The organism is Streptomyces sp. NPDC012827 (assembly GCF_042900905.1).
Taxonomy (GTDB): Bacteria; Actinomycetota; Actinomycetes; order Streptomycetales; family Streptomycetaceae; genus Streptomyces; species Streptomyces gulbargensis.
Genome location: NZ_JBIBBY010000003.1, coordinates 382,909 through 400,057, shown reverse-complemented (window position 1 = coordinate 400,057; position 17,149 = coordinate 382,909). Strand labels below are relative to the sequence as shown.

Annotated in this window: 12 protein-coding genes; 9 read left to right on the top strand and 3 right to left on the bottom strand. The window is 74.2% G+C overall.

What is annotated here, in order from left to right:
- The first annotated feature begins 298 nt into the window (after positions 1-298).
- From ACFY60_RS08350 to ACFY60_RS08335, 4 genes are all read left to right on the top strand, one after another.
- Entirely contained in the window at positions 299-1,981 is a 1,683-nt protein-coding gene (locus tag ACFY60_RS08350; RefSeq protein ID WP_388608901.1) for a thiamine pyrophosphate-binding protein, read from the top strand.
- A 141-nt stretch (positions 1,982-2,122) separates the two neighbouring features.
- Positions 2,123-5,995, top strand: coding sequence for an ABC transporter ATP-binding protein (locus ACFY60_RS08345; protein ID WP_388608898.1), 3,873 nt, complete (start codon positions 2,123-2,125; stop codon positions 5,993-5,995).
- A gap of 323 nt (positions 5,996-6,318) precedes the next feature.
- Positions 6,319-6,702: a hypothetical protein gene (locus ACFY60_RS08340; RefSeq protein WP_388609226.1), complete on the top strand. Its 384-nt coding sequence runs from the start codon at positions 6,319-6,321 to the stop codon at positions 6,700-6,702.
- 117 nt (positions 6,703-6,819) lie between these two features.
- Positions 6,820-8,265 (top strand): S28 family serine protease, encoded by a 1,446-nt coding sequence (locus tag ACFY60_RS08335; protein WP_388608896.1) that lies wholly within the window; start codon positions 6,820-6,822, stop codon positions 8,263-8,265.
- A gap of 88 nt (positions 8,266-8,353) precedes the next feature.
- On the opposite strand, the gene ACFY60_RS08330 is transcribed toward ACFY60_RS08335, so the two are convergent.
- On the bottom strand, positions 8,354-10,138 hold the full coding sequence (locus ACFY60_RS08330; protein ID WP_388609224.1) for a glycoside hydrolase family 3 protein: 1,785 nt from the start codon (positions 10,136-10,138) through the stop codon (positions 8,354-8,356).
- Positions 10,139-10,448: 310 nt separating this feature from the next.
- Positions 10,449-11,360 carry a LysR family transcriptional regulator gene (locus ACFY60_RS08325; RefSeq protein ID WP_388608894.1) on the bottom strand — a complete coding sequence of 304 codons (912 nt, stop codon included), beginning with the start codon at positions 11,358-11,360 and terminating at the stop codon, positions 10,449-10,451.
- A gap of 105 nt (positions 11,361-11,465) precedes the next feature.
- Here ACFY60_RS08325 and ACFY60_RS08320 point away from each other — a divergent pair, with 105 nt between their 5' ends.
- From ACFY60_RS08320 to ACFY60_RS08310, 3 genes are all read left to right on the top strand, one after another.
- Positions 11,466-12,368 carry an EamA family transporter gene (locus ACFY60_RS08320; RefSeq protein ID WP_388608892.1) on the top strand — a complete coding sequence of 301 codons (903 nt, stop codon included), beginning with the start codon at positions 11,466-11,468 and terminating at the stop codon, positions 12,366-12,368.
- Positions 12,369-12,537: 169 nt separating this feature from the next.
- Positions 12,538-13,104 carry an AAA family ATPase gene (locus tag ACFY60_RS08315; protein ID WP_388608890.1) on the top strand — a complete coding sequence of 189 codons (567 nt, stop codon included), beginning with the start codon at positions 12,538-12,540 and terminating at the stop codon, positions 13,102-13,104.
- 238 nt (positions 13,105-13,342) lie between these two features.
- Positions 13,343-13,639 (top strand): hypothetical protein, encoded by a 297-nt coding sequence (locus ACFY60_RS08310; protein ID WP_388608888.1) that lies wholly within the window; start codon positions 13,343-13,345, stop codon positions 13,637-13,639.
- Here ACFY60_RS08310 and ACFY60_RS08305 read toward each other — a convergent pair.
- Positions 13,636-14,682 (bottom strand): LacI family DNA-binding transcriptional regulator, encoded by a 1,047-nt coding sequence (locus ACFY60_RS08305; protein WP_388608887.1) that lies wholly within the window; start codon positions 14,680-14,682, stop codon positions 13,636-13,638. The two genes, ACFY60_RS08310 and ACFY60_RS08305, sit on opposite strands and share 4 nt — an antisense overlap.
- 145 nt (positions 14,683-14,827) lie before the next feature.
- Here ACFY60_RS08305 and ACFY60_RS08300 point away from each other — a divergent pair, with 145 nt between their 5' ends.
- Positions 14,828-15,979 (top strand): Gfo/Idh/MocA family protein, encoded by a 1,152-nt coding sequence (locus ACFY60_RS08300; RefSeq protein WP_388608884.1) that lies wholly within the window; start codon positions 14,828-14,830, stop codon positions 15,977-15,979.
- Entirely contained in the window at positions 15,976-17,142 is a 1,167-nt protein-coding gene (locus tag ACFY60_RS08295; protein ID WP_388608881.1) for a dihydrodipicolinate synthase family protein, read from the top strand. The genes ACFY60_RS08300 and ACFY60_RS08295 overlap by 4 nt, the downstream gene beginning before the upstream one ends.
- The last annotated feature ends 7 nt before the right edge of the window (positions 17,143-17,149 follow it).

The window sequence follows — 17,149 nt, the reverse complement described above, 5'->3', positions numbered from 1 at the left end:
GGGGGGCCGGGGTCCCCCCCCTGTGCGCCCGCCCGCGGGGGGCGGGGCGGGGGGCGGCCCCCCCGCGGGGCGGGGGTGCGGGGCCGGGCCCCGCACCCGGGCCCGGCCCGGCACCGCCTCCGGAAACCCGCGCCCGTGGCCACGCGCCGGCCCTCCCCGGCGGCCACGGGCGCGTCCCAGGGCCCGCGTCCTGCCGAGCGTCCGCAGCTCGGGGGCGCGGGCCCGACCCGTACCCTCGACGTCGGCCCCGGCCGCACCCCCCTCCACCCGCCGACCCGCCCACGCCCGAAGGAGCCCGATGACCCACGACCACGACCTGGTCCTGCGACCGACGGCCGCGCAGCGCGAGGCGGCGCTCAACCCGCCGCCGGGCCGCACCGGCGGTGACCTCGTCGTCGAGACCCTGACCGGGCTCGGCGCCTCCACCGTGTTCGGACTGCCCGGACAGCACGCCCTCGGCATGTTCGACGCGCTGCGCCGTTCCTCCCTCCGGTACGTCGGCCTGCGCGTCGAGAACAACGCGGGCTTCGCCGCCGACGCGTACGGCCGCGTCACCGGCGAGGCCGCCCCGCTGCTGCTCTCCACCGGACCCGGCGCGCTCATGTCCCTCGCCGCGCTCCAGGAGGCCGCCGCCGCCTCCGCCCCGGTCCTCGCCGTCGGCAGCCAGGTCCCCGTGGCCGGGCTCGGCGGCGGGCGCCACGGCTACCTGCACGAACTGAGGGACCAGCAGGCCTCGTTCCGCGACGTCGTGAAGTCCGTCCACACCGTCCGTACGCAGTCCCAGATCCCGTCCGCGATCGCGGCGGCCTGGGAGTCGGCGCTCACCGCCCCGCACGGGCCGGTGTGGGTGGAGATCCCGCAGGACGTCCTCCTCGCCCCCACCACCTTGCCCGTGGTCACCGCGATGGACGCCACCCCCGGGGAGGTCGTGCCCCGCCCCGAGCTGACGGCGGTCGCCGCCGAGCTGCTGTCCCGGGCCGCCCGGCCCGCGATCATCGCGGGCGGCGGTGTCGTCCGCGCCGACGCCTCCGGCAAGCTCCTCGCCCTCGCCGAACGCCTCGACGCGCCCGTGGTCACCACCTTCGGCGGCAAGGGCGCCTTCCCGTGGCGGCACCCGCTCTCCCTCCAGTCCTGGCTGGAGGACCGGCACACCACCGACTTCCTGGAGGACGCCGACGTCCTCCTCGTCGTCGGCTCCGGCCTCGGCGAGCTGTCCTCGAACTACCACACCTTCGCCCCGCGCGGCCGGGTGATCCAGATCGAGGCGGACGCCGGGAAGCTGGAGTCCAACCACCCGGCCCTCGGCATCCACGCCGACGCCCGCACCGCCCTCCAGGCCCTCCTGGAGACCGTCGAGCCCCGCGAGGACGCCACCGCGCCCGAGCGGGTCCGTACGGTCCTGGCGAAGGTCGCGGACCGGATCGCCGCCCAGGGCCTCGACCTGGAGCAGCGCGTCGTCGCCGCCGTCCGGGAGGCCCTGCCGGACCGCGCTCCCAGCTTCTGGGACATGACGATCCTCGCCTACTGGGCCTGGTCCGCCTTCGACGCCCGGCACCCCAACACCATGCATTCCGCCCAGGGCGCCGGCGGACTCGGCTACGCCTTCCCCGCCGCCCTCGGCGCGGCGGCGGCCGAGCCCGGCCGGCCGGTCCTCGCGGTCTCCGGTGACGGCGGCGCGATGTACTCGCTCGCGGAGCTGGCGACGGCGAAGCAGTACGGCCTCGACGTCACCTGGCTGATCGTGGACGACGGCGGCTACGGCATCCTGCGCGAGTACATGACGGACGCCTTCGGCGAGGCCACCGGCACCGAGCTCGCCCGCCCCGACTTCGTGGCCCTCGCCGAGTCCTTCGGCGTCCCCGCCGTCCGTACGACCCCGGACACCCTCGCCGCCGACCTCGCGAAGGCCCTCGCCACCCCGGGCCCCTCCGTGGTCGTCCTCCCGGCCCTCCTCCGGATGTTCGAGCCGACCCACCTCTGACCGAGCACCGTCCACCGGGCCGGCCGCCACGCCCGGCCCGCCCCTCTCGCGGGCGGCGAACAGCCGGGGCCCTGCCCCCGGCGCCGCACCGCGGGTCCTAGGACCTTCGTCCCGTCTTCGCGCGCCGTTCGTGTCCGGGGGATGAAAACGCAGGCCGGGCACGTTGGAGCCTTCCGGTACACCAGGACGAACGGGAGGCGCCACGTGGCGGCGGTGGGGCAGAAACAGGCGGAGGAACGACGCGCGGAGGACCGGCCCGGGGAGGCGCGGGTCGGCTGGGCGCGGCGGCTGTGGGGATACGCCTGGCGGTTCCGCACGGACGTCGTCCTCGCGCTCGGCTCCTCCCTCGCCGGCATGGCGGTCCTCGCCCTCGTCCCCCTGATCACCAAGGTGATCATCGACGACGTCATCGGCACCCGCACCCGCTCCCTCGCCGTCTGGACCGGCCTCCTCATCGGGGCCGCCGTCCTCGTCTACGCCTTCACCTACGTCCGCCGCTACTACGGCGGACGCCTCGCGCTCGACGTCCAGCGCGACCTGCGCACCGACATGTACGGCACGCTCACGCGGCTCGACGGGCGACGGCAGGACGAGCTGTCCACCGGGCAGGTCGTGGGCCGGGCCACCAGTGATCTCCAGCTCATCCAGGGCCTTCTCTTCATGCTCCCGATGACGATCGGCAACATCCTGCTGTTCGTCATCTCCCTGGCCGTCATGGCCTGGCTCTCGGTCCCCCTCACCCTCGTCGCGCTCGCCGTCGCCCCCGCCCTCTGGTTCATCGCCCGGCGCAGCCGCACCCGCCTCCACCCCGCCACCTGGGCGGCGCAGCAGGAGGCCGGAGCCGTCGCGGGCGTGGTCGACGGGGCCGTGACCGGCGTCCGGGTCGTCAAGGGCTTCGGCCAGGAGGAGCAGGAGACCGGCAAGATCCGGCAGGCCGGCCGGCGCCTCTTCGCCACCCGGCTCCGCACCATCCGCCTCAACTCGCTCTACACCCCCGCCCTCCAGGCCGTCCCCGCCCTCGGCCAGGTCGCCGTCCTGGCCCTCGGCGGCTGGCTCGCCTACCGGGGCCAGATCACCCTCGGCACCTTCGTCGCCTTCTCCGCCTACCTGGCCTCCCTCGTCGGCCCGGTCCGCATGCTCGCCATGGTCCTCACCGTCGGCCAGCAGGCCCGCGCGGGCGTCGAGCGCGTCGTCGACCTGATCGACACCGAGCCGGTGATCAAGGACGGCACGAAGGAACTGCCGGCCGACGCCTCCGCCACCGTCGAGTTCGACGCCGTGTCCTTCGCGTACGAGCCCGGCCGCCCGGTCCTCGACGGCTTCTCGCTGGAGATCCGCCCCGGCGAGACCGTCGCCGTCGTCGGCGCCTCCGGCTCCGGCAAGTCCACCGTCTCCCTCCTCCTGCCGCGCTTCTACGACGCCGACCACGGCGCCGTCCTCGTCGGCGGCCACGACGTCCGCGAACTCACCCTCGACTCGCTGCGCGCTGCGATCGGCCTCGTCCCGGAGGACTCCTTCCTCTTCTCCGACACCGTCCGCGCCAACATCGCCTACGGCTTCCCGGACGCCACACAGGAGCAGATCGAGGCCGCCGCGCGCGCCGCGCAGGCCGACCGGTTCATCGCCGAGCTGCCCGAGGGGTACGACACGAAGGTCGGCGAGCACGGCCTGACCCTCTCCGGCGGTCAGCGCCAGCGCATCGCCCTCGCCCGCGCGATCCTCACCGACCCCCGGCTGCTGCTCCTGGACGACGCCACCTCCGCCGTCGACGCGCGGGTCGAGCACGAGATCCACGAGGCCCTCCGTTCGGTGATGGCGGGCCGTACCACCCTGCTCATCGCCCACCGCCGCTCCACCCTCGGCCTCGCCGACCGCATCGCCGTCCTCGACGCGGGCCGGCTCGCCGACATCGGCACCCACGAGGAGCTCCAGGAGCGGTCCGCGCTCTACCGCAGGCTCCTCACCGACCCGGACGAGCTCGGCGGCGTCTCGCCCGGCCACGTCACCCCGGCCGAGGTGCCGGAGGACCACACGCTGCGCGCCGAGCTGGACGCCGAGTTCGACGCCGAGCGCGGGATCACCCCGGCCCTGTGGGTACGGGACGAGTCCGCGGCGCCGGACGACGGCACGGCCCGCATGACGGACAAGGCCGGTGCCACCCCCGAGCTGCTCGCCGCCGTCGAGGCCCTGCCGCCCGCCGCCGACACCCCCGGCGTGGACGAGACCCGCGCGGTCTCGCCCGAGGACAGCTACGGCCTGCGCCGCCTGCTGCGCGGCTTCGGCCTGCCGCTGCTCGTCAGCCTCGGTCTGGTCGCCGCCGACGCGGGCGCCGGCCTGCTGCTGCCGGTGCTCATCCGGCACGGCATCGACGAGGGCGTCAACCGGCTCGCCCTCGGGGCCGTCTGGGCGGCCTCGGCGCTCGCCCTGCTCACCGTGCTCGTGCAGTGGGCCGCGCAGACCGCGGAGATCCGGATGACCGGCCGCACCGGCGAACGGGTCCTCTACGCGCTGCGCCTGAAGATCTTCGCCCAGCTCCAGCGGCTCGGCCTGGACTACTACGAGCGCGAGCTCACCGGCCGGATCATGACCCGGATGACCACGGACGTCGACGCCCTGTCGACCTTCCTCCAGACCGGCCTGGTCACCGCCTTCGTCTCCCTCGTCACGTTCTTCGGGATCATGGTCGCGCTGCTGGTGCTCGACCTCCAGCTCGCCCTGGTCGTCTTCGCGACCCTGCCGGTCCTCGCCGTCGCCACGTACTTCTTCCGCCGCTCCAGCGTGAAGGCGTACGAGCTGGCGCGCGAGCGGATCAGCGTCGTCAACGGCGACCTCCAGGAGTCCGTCGCCGGACTGCGGATCGTGCAGGCCTTCCGCCGCGAGCGGTCGGGCGCCGAGCGCTTCCGGGCGCACAGCGACGCGTACCGCGACGCCCGCGTGCGCGGCCAGTGGCTGATCTCGGTCTACTTCCCGTTCGTGACGCTGCTGTCCTCGGTCGCCGCCGCGGCCGTGATGATCGTCGGCGCGCACCGGATCCAGGCCGGCACCCTCACCACCGGCGCGCTCGTCGCCTACCTGCTCTACATCGACCTCTTCTTCGCCCCGGTCCAGCAGCTCTCCCAGGTCTTCGACGGCTACCAGCAGGCGGCCGTCTCCCTGAAGCGGATGCAGGAACTGCTCCAGGAGCCCACCTCCACGGCTCCCGCCGCCGAGCCGCGCCCGGTGCGGAAGCTGCGGGGCGAGATCGCCTTCGAGAACGTGTCCTTCGCGTACGGGGCGGGCGGCGGTGCCGGTGCGGGCGCCGGCGAGGACACCGCGCTCAGCGGGATCGACCTGCGCATCCCGGCCGGGCAGACCGTCGCCTTCGTCGGTGAGACCGGCGCGGGCAAGTCGACGCTGGTCAAACTGGTCGCCCGGTTCTACGACCCCACGTCGGGCCGTGTCACCGCCGACGGCACGGACCTGCGGGACCTGGACCTCACCGCGTACCGGCACCGGCTCGGCGTCGTCCCGCAGGAGGCGTACCTCTTCCCCGGCACCGTCCGGGACGCCATCGCCTACGGGCGGCCGGACGCCGGCGACGCCGAGGTGGAGGCGGCCGCGCGGGCGGTCGGCGCCCACGACATGATCGCCACGCTCGACGGCGGCTACCTGCACGAGGTCGCCGAGCGCGGCCGGAACCTGTCGGCCGGGCAGCGGCAGCTCATCGCCCTGGCCCGCGCCGAACTGGTCGACCCGGACGTGCTGCTCCTCGACGAGGCCACGGCCGCCCTGGACCTGGCCACCGAGGCCCAGGTCAACCAGGCCACCGACCGGCTCGCCGGCCGCCGTACGACCCTGGTCGTCGCCCACCGCCTCACCACGGCGGCGCGCGCGGACCGGGTGGTCGTCATGGACCACGGCCGGGTCGCGGAGGACGGCACGCACGACGAACTCCTCGCACGCGGCGGCCGGTACGCGCAGCTGTGGCGGACCTTCATCGGCGAGGAGGCGGAGCAGCTCGGCGAACGGGTCTGACAAGGGCCGGGCCCCTGGGGGCTCCCGGCTCGGCCGCGGCCCTCCGGCCGGGGGCGTGCCTCGGGCCGTCGGCGGAGGCAACCATTCCGGGAGCCCGCGCGTCGTACGGCCGTACGAGGAGACTCCCGGGAGGGGAACGCATGACCACGGACCCGACCGCCCGGCGCGGCCGAACACGCCCGCCGCGCGCCCGCACGGCCTCCGGGGACGGAGCCGCCGGAGGTCCCGCCCGCACCGGCGACCGCACCGGGGTGCGCACCGGGCCGGGTGACCCGTCCGGCAGCCGCGGCCCCACCCGTACCGCCGCCCCCTCCCGTACCGGCATCAGGGTCCTCGGCCGGGTTCTGGTCGCCGTCCTCGCGAGCGTCGCGCTGCTCGTGCTCCCGGGGCCCGGGACCGGGGGCGCCACCGCCGAGGCGCTGTCCGTGTGCCAGGGGCGTCCGACGAAGACCGTCTCCTTCGCCACCGGCGAGCTCCGCCTCTACCGGACCCGTCACTACGTCTGTGCCGTCACCGTCGCCAAGCGCCCCGGCACCCGCCGCCCGATGAGCGTCTCGCTCCAGCCGCGCGGCGGACGGCCCGCCGTCCGCGCGGGCCGCTTCGACCGGCAGGCCGGCCCCGTCACCGTCCACGCCCTCAACCGCTGCGTCCGCGCGAGCGGCTGGGTCGCCGGCCGGGGCGCGGCCACCGGCTGGACCCTCTGCTGACCCGGCCCGCGCGGCGGAAAGTCCCGGAGATCCGCGAGTAAGGAGCAACTGGGTCTGGCGGTCCCCACGTTCGCCCCGCTAGGTTCGCGACACCGTTGTGAACCAAGGGGAGGGTGAATGCGCAAGTCGCTCGGATGGGTGCTGTCGCTTTCGGTGCTCATAGGCACCGTGGGTACGGCCGGCGTGGCTACCGCCGCGGACTCGGACACCGGCAGCAGGGCCGTCGCCGACTCGCAGAGCACGGACATCAAGGACCGCATCCTGGCCATTCCCGGGATGAGCCTGATCGAGGAGAAGCCGTACGCCGGCTACCGCTTCTTCGTCCTGGAGTACGTCCAGCCGGTCGACCACCGCCGCCCGTGGGCCGGCACCTTCAAGCAGCGGCTCTCCGTCCTGCACAAGGACACGGAGCGCCCGACCGTCTTCCGCACCAGCGGCTACGGACTGAGCACCACCCCCGGCAGGGCCGAGCCGACGCGGATCGTCGACGGCAACCAGGTCTCGATGGAGTACCGCTTCTTCACGCCGTCCCGCCCGCAGCCGGCCGACTGGTCCAAGCTCGACATCTGGCAGGCCGCCAGCGACCAGCACCGCATCTTCACCGCCCTGAAGAAGATCTACGGCAAGAACTGGATCTCCACCGGCGGCTCCAAGGGCGGCATGACGGCCACCTACTACGAGCGCTTCTACCCGCGCGACATGGACGGCGTCGTCGCCTACGTGGCCCCCAACGACGTGGTCAACAAGGAGGACTCGGCCTACGACCGGTTCTTCGAGAACGTCGGCACCAAGGAGTGCCGCGACCGGCTCAACTCCCTCCAGCGCGAGGCCCTGATCCGCCGCGCGCCGCTCCAGAAGAAGTACAAGGAGTGGGCCGAGACCGAGGGCGCCACCTTCAACACGGTCGGCTCGCTCGACAAGGCGTACGAGGCCGTCGTCCTCGACTTCGTGTGGGGCTTCTGGCAGTACCACGGCCTGGACGCCTGCGACAGCATCCCGGACGCGAAGACCGCGAGCGACGACGCCGTCTACGAGACCGTCGACACCTACTCGGGCTGGTCCGCCTACACCGACCAGGGCCTGGAGTACTACACGCCGTACTACTACCAGGCGGCCACCGAGCTCGGCTCGCCCACCATCCAGCAGCCCCACCTGGACGGCCTGAGCCGCTACGGCTACCAGCCGGCGAGCAGCTTCGTGCCGCGCGAGATCCCGATGCGGTTCAAGCCGTGGGTCATGCGCGACATCGACGACTGGGTCCGCAAGAACGCGAACCGGATGATGTTCGTCAACGGCCAGAACGACCCGTGGAGCGCCGAACCGTTCCGCCTCGGCAAGGGCACGCGCGACAGCTACGTGTTCACGGCGCCGGGCGCCAACCACGGCGCGAACGTCGCCGGTCTGACCGACGCCGAGCGTGAGCGGGCCACCGCCCGCATCCTCGCCTGGGCCGGTGTGCCCGCCCCTGCGGTCACCGCCGCGCAGCCGCTGGCGCGCTTCGACGCCCGCCTCGACAAGGCGGTCGACGAGGAGCAGACCCGCGAGCACGGTCTGCGCCCGTAGGCACGGAAGCACGCGAGGACGGAGTGCACGAGGACGGGGTGCGCCCGGCGGCCGTGACCGCCGGGCGCACCGCGCCACGCGCCCCCGCTCAGCGGGTGTACGAGAGCCCGTGGCCCACCGGGTAGAGCACCTCCGCCGGGTTCCGCGCGCTCTGCACCGGCACGGGCAGGCGGCCCCGCGGCCGGGCGCGCCCGGCCATCACCCGTACGGCGGCGCGCAGTTCGACGTCGGTCCACGAGTACGCGGCCAGCGTCGCCCGCTGCCCGGAGATCCGCGCGATGTCGTACGGGTTGCGGATCGCGATCGTCACCACGGGCACCCCGGTCGCGACCAGCCGGTCCACGAGGGTGCGCTGCGGGCTGCTCGCCGAGACGTTGTACGTCCCCACGACGACCACGTCCTTGCCCGCGGCCGCCGCCACCGCCTCCTCGATCCGCGCGGCCGTCGGGGTGATCCCGGTGGAGAGCGCGGTCGCGGTGAAGCCCAGCTCGCGCAGGGCCGTCGCGAGGACGGTGGTCGGGGGACCCGTCGTACCGGAGGGGGAGGCCGGGTCGGCGCCGACGACCAGGACCGAGCCGTGGGTGTCCGGGCTCAGCGGCAGGAAACCGTCCTCGTTGAGGAGCAGGGTGGTGGTCGCCTCCGCGATCCGGTCGGCGTGCGCGCGGTGCGCGGCCGTGCCGACCACCCGCTCGACCCCTGCCCGCGTGGCGTACGGCTGCCGGAACAGGCCCAGCTTCGCCTTCAGCCGCAGGATCCGCAGGATCGATTCGTCCAGCCGGTCCTCCGTCAGCTCGCCCTCCCGGACCGCCCGCAGGACCGCGTTCCACGCCACGTCCAGCTTCGGCGGGTTGAGCAGCTGGTCCACGCCCGCCTTCAGCGCCAGTACCGGCACCCGGTCGTCCCCGTACTTGGTGCGCACCCCCTCCATGCCCAGGGAGTCCGTCACCACCACGCCCTCGTAGCCGAGCCGTTCGCGCAGGATGCCGGTGAGGATCGGCCGGGAGAGGGTGGCCGGGTCCTCGCTGGGGTCGAGGGCGGGCACGACGATGTGCGCGGTCATGATCGAGTCGATGCCGGCGGCGATCGCCGCCTCGAACGGCGGGGCGTCCAGCTCTGCCCACTGCGCCGGGGTGTGGGTGATGGTGGGCAGCCCGTAGTGGCTGTCGACGGCGGTGTCCCCGTGCCCGGGGAAGTGCTTGGAGGTCGCCGCGACCCCGGCCCGCTGGTAGCCCTTGACCTGGGCGGCGACCAGTCCGGCGACCGCCCGCGGGTCGGAGCCGAAGGAGCGGACGCCGATGACAGGGTTGGCCGGATTGACGTTGACGTCCGCGACCGGGGCGTAGTTCTGCCGGATGCCGAGGGCGGCCAGCTCGGCCCCCGCGATCTGCGCGGCCTTACGGGCGTTCGCGAGCGAGCCGCCGGCGCCCAGGGCCATCGCCCCGGGCAGCAGGGTGGCGGGCTCGCCGACCCGGCAGACGATGCCGTGCTCCTGGTCGGTGGAGATGAGCACCGGCACCGGGGTGGGTCCGGCGAGGGCGGCCCGCTGGATGCCGTTGGACAGCTCGGCGATCTGCTGCGGGTCCCGGGTGTTGTGGGCCCAGCTGAAGTAGATGACGCCGCCGACGTGGTAGCGCTCGATCAGCTCGGCGGCGGTGCGGACGCCGATCTCCTTGAGGTTGGCGTCGATGTCGGCCTGGTCCGGCGCGGTCGCCGAATGGCCGTACACCCGCATGACGAACAGCTGGCCGACCTTCTCCTCCAGGGACATGCGGTCGATGATCCGGCGCAGCCGGTCGTCGGTCCCGGCATGGGCCACGGGGGTGGTGGCGCCGGTGACGGCTGCTGCCGCGGCGGCGGCCGTGACGGTGAGCAGGGTGCGCCGCGAGGGCGCGGCGGCGGGGGAGGGGGAGGCGGAAGTCGAGGGGGTGGGGGAGGGGGCGGGGGCGCGGTGGTGCACTGATGCTCCTTCCGGCCGTGCAAGGTTGAAGGAAACTTCCAAGGTGTCACGGATAGCCCGAAAGTAACTGCCAGGTCAAGGATCCGCGCACGAATCGCCGTGGGCCGGGCCCGGAACCCGCCCGCACATCCCCGCTCGCCACCCGCCCCGCCCGGCCGGCCCGGACCACCCGCCTCCGCCCGCCCTGCCCCGCCCGGCCCGGACCGCCCGCCTCCGCCCGCCCGGCTCAGACCGGGGAGGCGACCGAGGGCCAGAGCTCCTGGAGCGTCCGTACCGTCTCCCGGATCGCCGGGCGCCTCGCCGCGCCCGTCCGCCACATGGCGCGCAGCCGGCGCATCGGCATGGGGTCCAGCCCGACCGGCACCACCTCCGGTGGCAGCGCCCCGCGCCCCAGCCGGGGTACGAGCGCGATCCCGAGCCCCGCCGCCACCAGCGCCACCTGTGTGTGGTTCTCCTCGGCCTGGTGCACGATCAGCGGCTCGTAGCCGGTGGCCCGCAGGGTCCGTATCAGCCAGCCGTGACAGACGGTCCCCGGCGGCTGCGAGATCCACCGCTCGGCCGCCAGCTCCTCCCGCCGCACCGACTCCCGCTCGGCCAGCGGATGGTCGCGGTGCACCAGGATGTCGCACAGGTCGTCGCCGATGACGGCCTGTTCCACCCCAGGAGGGGCGGGAAGCGGCGCGATGTCCCAGTCGTGCGCCACGGCCAGGTCGATCACGCCCCGCGCCACCAGGTCGACCGAGAGATGCGGGTCCACCTCGGACAGGCGCGTCTCCAGCTCGGGATGGAGGCGGGCCAGCTCCGCCAGCGCCCGGGGCATCAGCCCCCGCGCCGCGCTCGCGAAGCAGCCGATCGCCAGGCGCCCGGCGGGCCGGCCGCGCCGCTCCTCCAGACGCACCTCCGCCTCCTCCACGAGCGACAGCAACTCGCGTGCAGTGCAGGCCAGTTGGTGGGCGTCGTCGGTGAGCCGCACGCCCCGCCCGCTGCGTTCCAGCAGGGTCGTACGGGTCTCGCGCTCCAGCTTGGCGATCTGCTGCGAGACGGCCGAGGGGGTGTAGCCGAGGGCGGCGGCAGCGGCGCCGACGCTTCCGTGGACGGCGACGGCGTGCAAGGCGCGCAGACGACCGAGATCGAGCACGGTGACTCCCGTCCGGGACCGGGGACATGGATGAAGTGCTGCTTCATCCAACCATGAAGAAACCCGCGCTGGTGCTACACGTTCCGGCCCACCATGCTCGATCGCATGCGCCCTGCCCACCTCGCCCTCGCCGCCCTGGTCACCGCCCTCTGGGGAGTCAACTTCGTCATCATCGACCTCGGCCTCGACCACTTCCCGCCGCTGCTCTTCTCCGCACTCCGCTTCCTCGTGGCCGCCCTGCCCGCCGTCTTCTTCGTCGGCCGCCCCAAGGTCGCCTGGAAGTGGATCGTGGGAGTCGGACTGGCCCTCGGCGTCGCCAAGTTCGGTCTGCTGTTCACCGGCATGAGCATGGGCGCGCCGGCCGGCCTCTCCTCCCTGATCCTCCAGGTCCAGGCCGTCTTCACGGCTGTGTTCGCCTTCCTCGCGCTGGGCGAGCGGCCCGGCCGCGTCAAGCTGACGGGCATGGCCGTCGCCCTCGCCGGCATCGGGGTCGCGGCGATCGACGAGGGGGCGTCGAGCTCGCTGACCGGCTTCCTGCTGGTGATCGCCGCCGCCGTGGCCTGGGGCGTGTCCAACGTCCTCACCCGCAAGGCCGCCCCGCCCGACGCGCTCAACTTCATGGTCTGGGTGAGCACCGTGCCCGTCCTGCCGCTGCTCGCGCTCTCCCTGCTCATCGAGGGCCCCGAACGGGACCTCGCCGCGCTGCGGGACCTCGACCCGGTGGGCGTCGGCGTCATCGTCTTCATCGCCTGGGTCGCCACCGTCTTCGGCTTCGGCGCCTGGGGCTGGCTGCTCCGCCGCTACCCGGCCTCCTCCGTCGCCCCCTTCTCCCTCCTCGTCCCCGTCTTCGGGATGTCCTCGGCGGCCCTCTTCCTCGGTGAGGGGATCTCGCCGCTGCGGTGGTGCGCGGCGGCCCTGCTGGTCGGCGGGGTGGCGCTCACCTCCCTCACCCCGAAGCGCGAGCCGGCGCCGGAGAAACCACTGGCGCCGGAACCGGTCGCGCCGTAGCGTTCCCCGGTCGGTGGCGGGACCTGAGCCGTACGCCGGAGGGGCCGGCCGTACGGCACGGGGGACGGCGCCGGGGCCTGCCGCCCCGGAACCCGTCCGTGTGCCCGCCCCGCCCCGCCCGGGGCCCGTCCGGCAGGGCCCGTACCGCCGGCCCGTCCGAAAGGACCGCATGACCTTCGAGCACCTCACCGTCGACGCCCCCGAACCGGCACCGGGGGCCGTCCTCCTCGCCGGCATCCCCGGCAGCGGCAAGACGACCGTCGCGGCCGCCCTCGCGGCCCGTTTCCCCCGCGCCGCGCACATCGAGGTGGACCACCTCCAGGAACTGATCGTCAGCGGCGGCCGATGGCCGACCCCGGACGGGGACCCGGAGGCCGACCGCCAGATCCTGCTGCGCGCGCGCCACGCGTGCCTGCTCGCGGGCAGCTTCGCGGCGGCCGGCTTCCTGCCGGTCGTCGACGACGTGGTGGTACGCCGCTCCCACCTGCACTTCTACCGTGCCCGGGCCGGGAACCTCCGGCTCCACCCGGTGTTCCTCGCCCCCGGTCCCGAGACGGCCTGGGAGCGCAACAACGCCCGCCACAAGCGCCTCACCACCAACTGGGCGTTCCTGGACGAGGCCATGCGGGCCGAACTGTCCGGCCAGGGCGTGTGGATCGACAACGCGGACCTCACCGTCGAGGAGACGGTCGACGCCGTCCTCGCGGCCACCGGCCTGACGCCGTCCGGAAGCTGAGACGGCCTCGCCGCCCCGGGCCCGTCGTGTGAGAATCCCCGGCATGCAGCGGCGGCTCATTATCGGCGCCCGCGTGCCGGCACCGGGGTGACCTGGGGAGTGATCCCTCCCAGGCGGTCCACCGCCCGCACGCAGACCTCTCGCGTTCCGCGAGGGGTCTTTTCGTTTCCCCCGGCCCTGACCTCCCGGCCCTGACTCCCTGGCCCACCCGGCCGCACGACAAGGACAGGAAAACCCCATGGCAGACGACACCCGCACCGCCCCCGGCGCCTCCCTCTCCGGCGACGTGTGCACGATGACCGTGACCCTCAGGGACACGCCCGGCGCCCTCGCCCGTATCGCCGCGACGCTCGTCGGCACGCCGGTGCTGGCCCTGGAGTACGCGGTCACGGGCGCGGCCCGGGCGGTGGCCGAGGTGACCCTCCCCCGCCCCCACGCGACCCGCGCCCGCCACCGGCTGAGCCGCATGGTGGACACCCTGACCGTCGCCGAACCCTCCGCGCCGGCCCCCCGCCGGCCCCTCCGGTCCCGTTAACCCCGCGGCGCCCCCGTCGACCCCCGGAGCACCAGTTCGACCGGGACCGTCGCCGGACCGCCGGGCGGCGGCTCCTCCGCGCCCGTGGCCAGGCGTCCCGCGCGGGCGCCCGCCGCGTGGAGGGGGAGGCGCACGGTCGTGAGGGCCGGTACGGCGTCCACCGAGAACGGCAGGTCGTCGAAGCCGGCCACCGACACGTCGCCCGGGATGGACAGGCCCCGTTCCCGCAGGGCCGCGCAGACACCGAGGGCCACCGTGTCGTTGGCGGCCACCACGGCGGTGAGGTCCGGGTCGCGGGCCAGCAGCCCGGCCGTCGCCTCGTAACCGGAGCGCCGGTCGTACGGCCCGTGCACCGTCGGCCCCTCGGGGACGCCCGCCGCGGCGAGGGCCTGGCGGTGCCCCTCCAGCCGGTGCCGGGTCGTCGTGCGGTCGGCCGGGCCCGCCACGTAACCGATCCGCCGGTGTCCCAGCGCCAGCAGATGCTCCGTCAGGAGGCGGGCGCCCGCCCGGTTGTCGAAGACGAGCACCGCCGCCCCCGTGTCACCGGGCACCGGTGGGCGTCCGCACAGCACCACCCGGGTCCCGGCCTCGGTGAGGCGGGCCAGCTTCCCGGCCGTGGCCGCCAGGTGCTCCGGGTCCTCCAGGGAGCCGCCCATGAGGATGACGGCGGCGGCCCGCTGGCGCTGGAGCAGGGTGAGGTAGGTGAGCTCCCGTTCGGGGGAGCCGCCCGTGTTGCAGACGACGGCGAGCTTCTCCGCGCCGCCCCGCCCGCCCGCGCCCTCGCCGATCGCGCTCTGCGCCGCGCCCGCCATGATCCCGAAGAAGGGGTCGGCGATGTCGTTGACGAGGACCCCGACGAGGTCGGAGGTGGCTGCGGCGAGCGAACTCGCGGGTCCGTTGGGCACGTAGTCGAGTTCCCGCACCGCCAGGAGGACCCGCTCACGGGTCGAGGCGGCGACGGGGTAGTTGCCGTTGAGGACGCGGGAGACGGTGGCGGGGGAGACCCGGGCGCGGGCGGCCACGTCCGCCAGGGTGACGGTCATCGTGCACGTACCTCCAGGGCCCTTGTCCGGCGTGATGTCGGCAGGCTAGCGTCATCCGTGACAGAAAGCGCTTTCTATCGGGGCTCGGAGCCGCACCGCGAGCACCGCACGCCGGGGAGAGCGATCTCCGGGGAGAGGATCCTTCGTGACACGCAGGACAGTCCGCATCGCCATGAACGGCGTCACCGGACGCATGGGATACCGCCAGCACCTCGTCCGCTCCGTCCTCGCCCTGCGCGAACAGGGCGGACTCGACCTCGGCAACGGCGACGTCCTGTGGCCCGAGCCCGTCCTCGTGGGCCGCCGCGAGCACGCCCTGCGCACCCTCGCCGAGCGCCACGGCCTCGACCACTGGTCCACCGACCTCGACGCCGTCCTCGCCGACGACACCGTCGACATCTACTTCGACGCCCAGGTCACCTCCGCCCGCGCCGAGGCCCTGAAGAAGGCCGTCGCGGCGGGCAAGCACGTCTACACGGAGAAGCCCACCGCCGCCGACCTCGCCGGCGCCCTCGAACTCGCCCGCCTCGCCGAGGCCGCCGGCATCCGCCACGGTGTCGTCCAGGACAAGCTGTTCCTCCCGGGCCTGCTCAAGCTGAAGCGGCTCGTCGACGGCGGCTTCTTCGGCGAGATCCTCTCCGTGCGCGGCGAGTTCGGCTACTGGGTCTTCGAGGGCGACTGGCAGGACGCCCAGCGCCCCAGCTGGAACTACCGCGCCGAGGACGGCGGCGGCATCGTGGTCGACATGTTCCCGCACTGGGAGTACGTGCTCCACGAGCTGTTCGGCCGCGTCACCTCCGTCAGCGCCCACGTCACCACCCACATCCCGCGCCGCTGGGACGAGCAGGGCAAGCCCTACGAGGCCACCGCCGACGACGCCGCCTACGGCGTCTTCGAGCTGGAGGGCGGCGCCGTCGCCCAGATCAACTCCTCCTGGGCGGTCCGCGTCCACCGAGACGAACTCGTGGAGTTCCAGGTGGACGGCACGCACGGGTCCGCCGTCGCCGGACTGCGCGGCTGCCGTGTCCAGCACCGCTCGGCCACCCCCAAGCCGGTCTGGAACCCCGACATCCCGGCCACCGAGTCCTTCCGCGAGCAGTGGCAGGAGGTCCCGGACAACGCCGAGTTCGACAACGGCTTCAAGGCCCAGTGGGAGCTGTTCCTCCGCCATGTCGTCCTCGGCGAGCCCTACCACTGGGACCTCCTCGCCGGCGCCCGCGGCGTCCAGCTCGCCGAACTCGGCCTGAGGTCCGCCGCCGAGGGCCGCCGCCTGGCCGTGCCGGAGGTGTCGCTGTGACCCTCCGCCTCCCCGTGACCGGCGGCGGCGTACGGGAGTACGAGCCCCGTGCCGAGCCGCTCGCGCTCTCCCCGGCCGGCCCGCTCACCTCCCGTACCGTCTTCTCCGCCGCCCACGTCGTCGCCGACCCGTACGCCGACACCACCCCCGACGCGCCCGCCGCGATCGACTGGGACGCCACCCTCGCCTTCCGGCGCCACCTGTGGGCGCACGGGCTCGGGGTCGCCGAGGCCATGGACACCGCCCAGCGCGGCATGGGCCTGGACTGGGCCGGGGCCGCCGCCCTCATCCGCCGCTCCGCCGCCGAGGCGAAGGCCGTCGGCGGCCGGATCGCCTGCGGGGCCGGCACCGACCAGCTCACCGCCGACGGCACCCTGCCGGAGATCCGCGCCGCCTACGAGGAACAGCTCGCCGTCGTCGAGGAGTCGGGGGCCCAGGCCGTCCTCATGGCCTCCCGCGCCCTCGCCGCCACGGCCGGCGGCCCCGACGACTACCTCGGGCTCTACGGCCACCTCCTGCGCCAGGCGAGCGAGCCGGTGATCCTCCACTGGCTCGGCCCGATGTTCGACCCGGCGCTCGACGGTTACTGGGGCTCCACCGACCTCGACACCGCCACCGAGACCTTCCTGGAGGTCATCGCCGCCCACCCCGACAAGGTCGACGGCGTCAAGATCTCCCTCCTCGACGCGCGCCGCGAGGTGGAACTCCGGCGCCGCCTGCCGGAGGGCGTCCGCTGCTACACCGGTGACGACTTCCATTACCCCGAGCTGATCGCCGGCGAGGAGCCGCCGGCGGGCAACCGCTTCAGCCACGCCCTGCTCGGCGTCTTCGACCCGCTGGCCCCGCTCGCCGCCGAGGCCGTACGGCTCCTCGACACCGGTGACACCGAGGGGTTCCGCAAGGTCCTCGACCCGACCGTCGCCCTCTCCCGGCACCTCTTCGAGGCCCCGACCCGCTTCTACAAGACCGGCGTCGTCCTCCTCGCCTGGCTCGCCGGCCACCAGGAGCACTTCACCATGGTCGGCGGCCTCCAGTCCGCCCGCTCCCTGCCGCACCTCGCCCGGGCCTACGAACTCGCCGACGGACTCGGCCTCTTCCCCGACCCGGCGCGCGCCGAGGCACGGATGCGGTCCCTGCTCACCGTGTACGGAGTGCCGCAGTGAACCAGGA

Coding starts and splice junctions, on each gene's coding strand:
- ACFY60_RS08315 (WP_388608890.1), top strand. CDS start 12,538: ATGACCTTCGAGCACCTCACCGTCGACGCCCCCGAACCGGCACCGGGG.
- ACFY60_RS08335 (WP_388608896.1), top strand. CDS start 6,820: ATGCGCAAGTCGCTCGGATGGGTGCTGTCGCTTTCGGTGCTCATAGGC.
- ACFY60_RS08345 (WP_388608898.1), top strand. CDS start 2,123: ATGAAAACGCAGGCCGGGCACGTTGGAGCCTTCCGGTACACCAGGACG.
- ACFY60_RS08305 (WP_388608887.1), bottom strand. CDS start 14,682: ATGACCGTCACCCTGGCGGACGTGGCCGCCCGCGCCCGGGTCTCCCCC.
- ACFY60_RS08320 (WP_388608892.1), top strand. CDS start 11,466: ATGCGCCCTGCCCACCTCGCCCTCGCCGCCCTGGTCACCGCCCTCTGG.
- ACFY60_RS08350 (WP_388608901.1), top strand. CDS start 299: ATGACCCACGACCACGACCTGGTCCTGCGACCGACGGCCGCGCAGCGC.
- ACFY60_RS08310 (WP_388608888.1), top strand. CDS start 13,343: ATGGCAGACGACACCCGCACCGCCCCCGGCGCCTCCCTCTCCGGCGAC.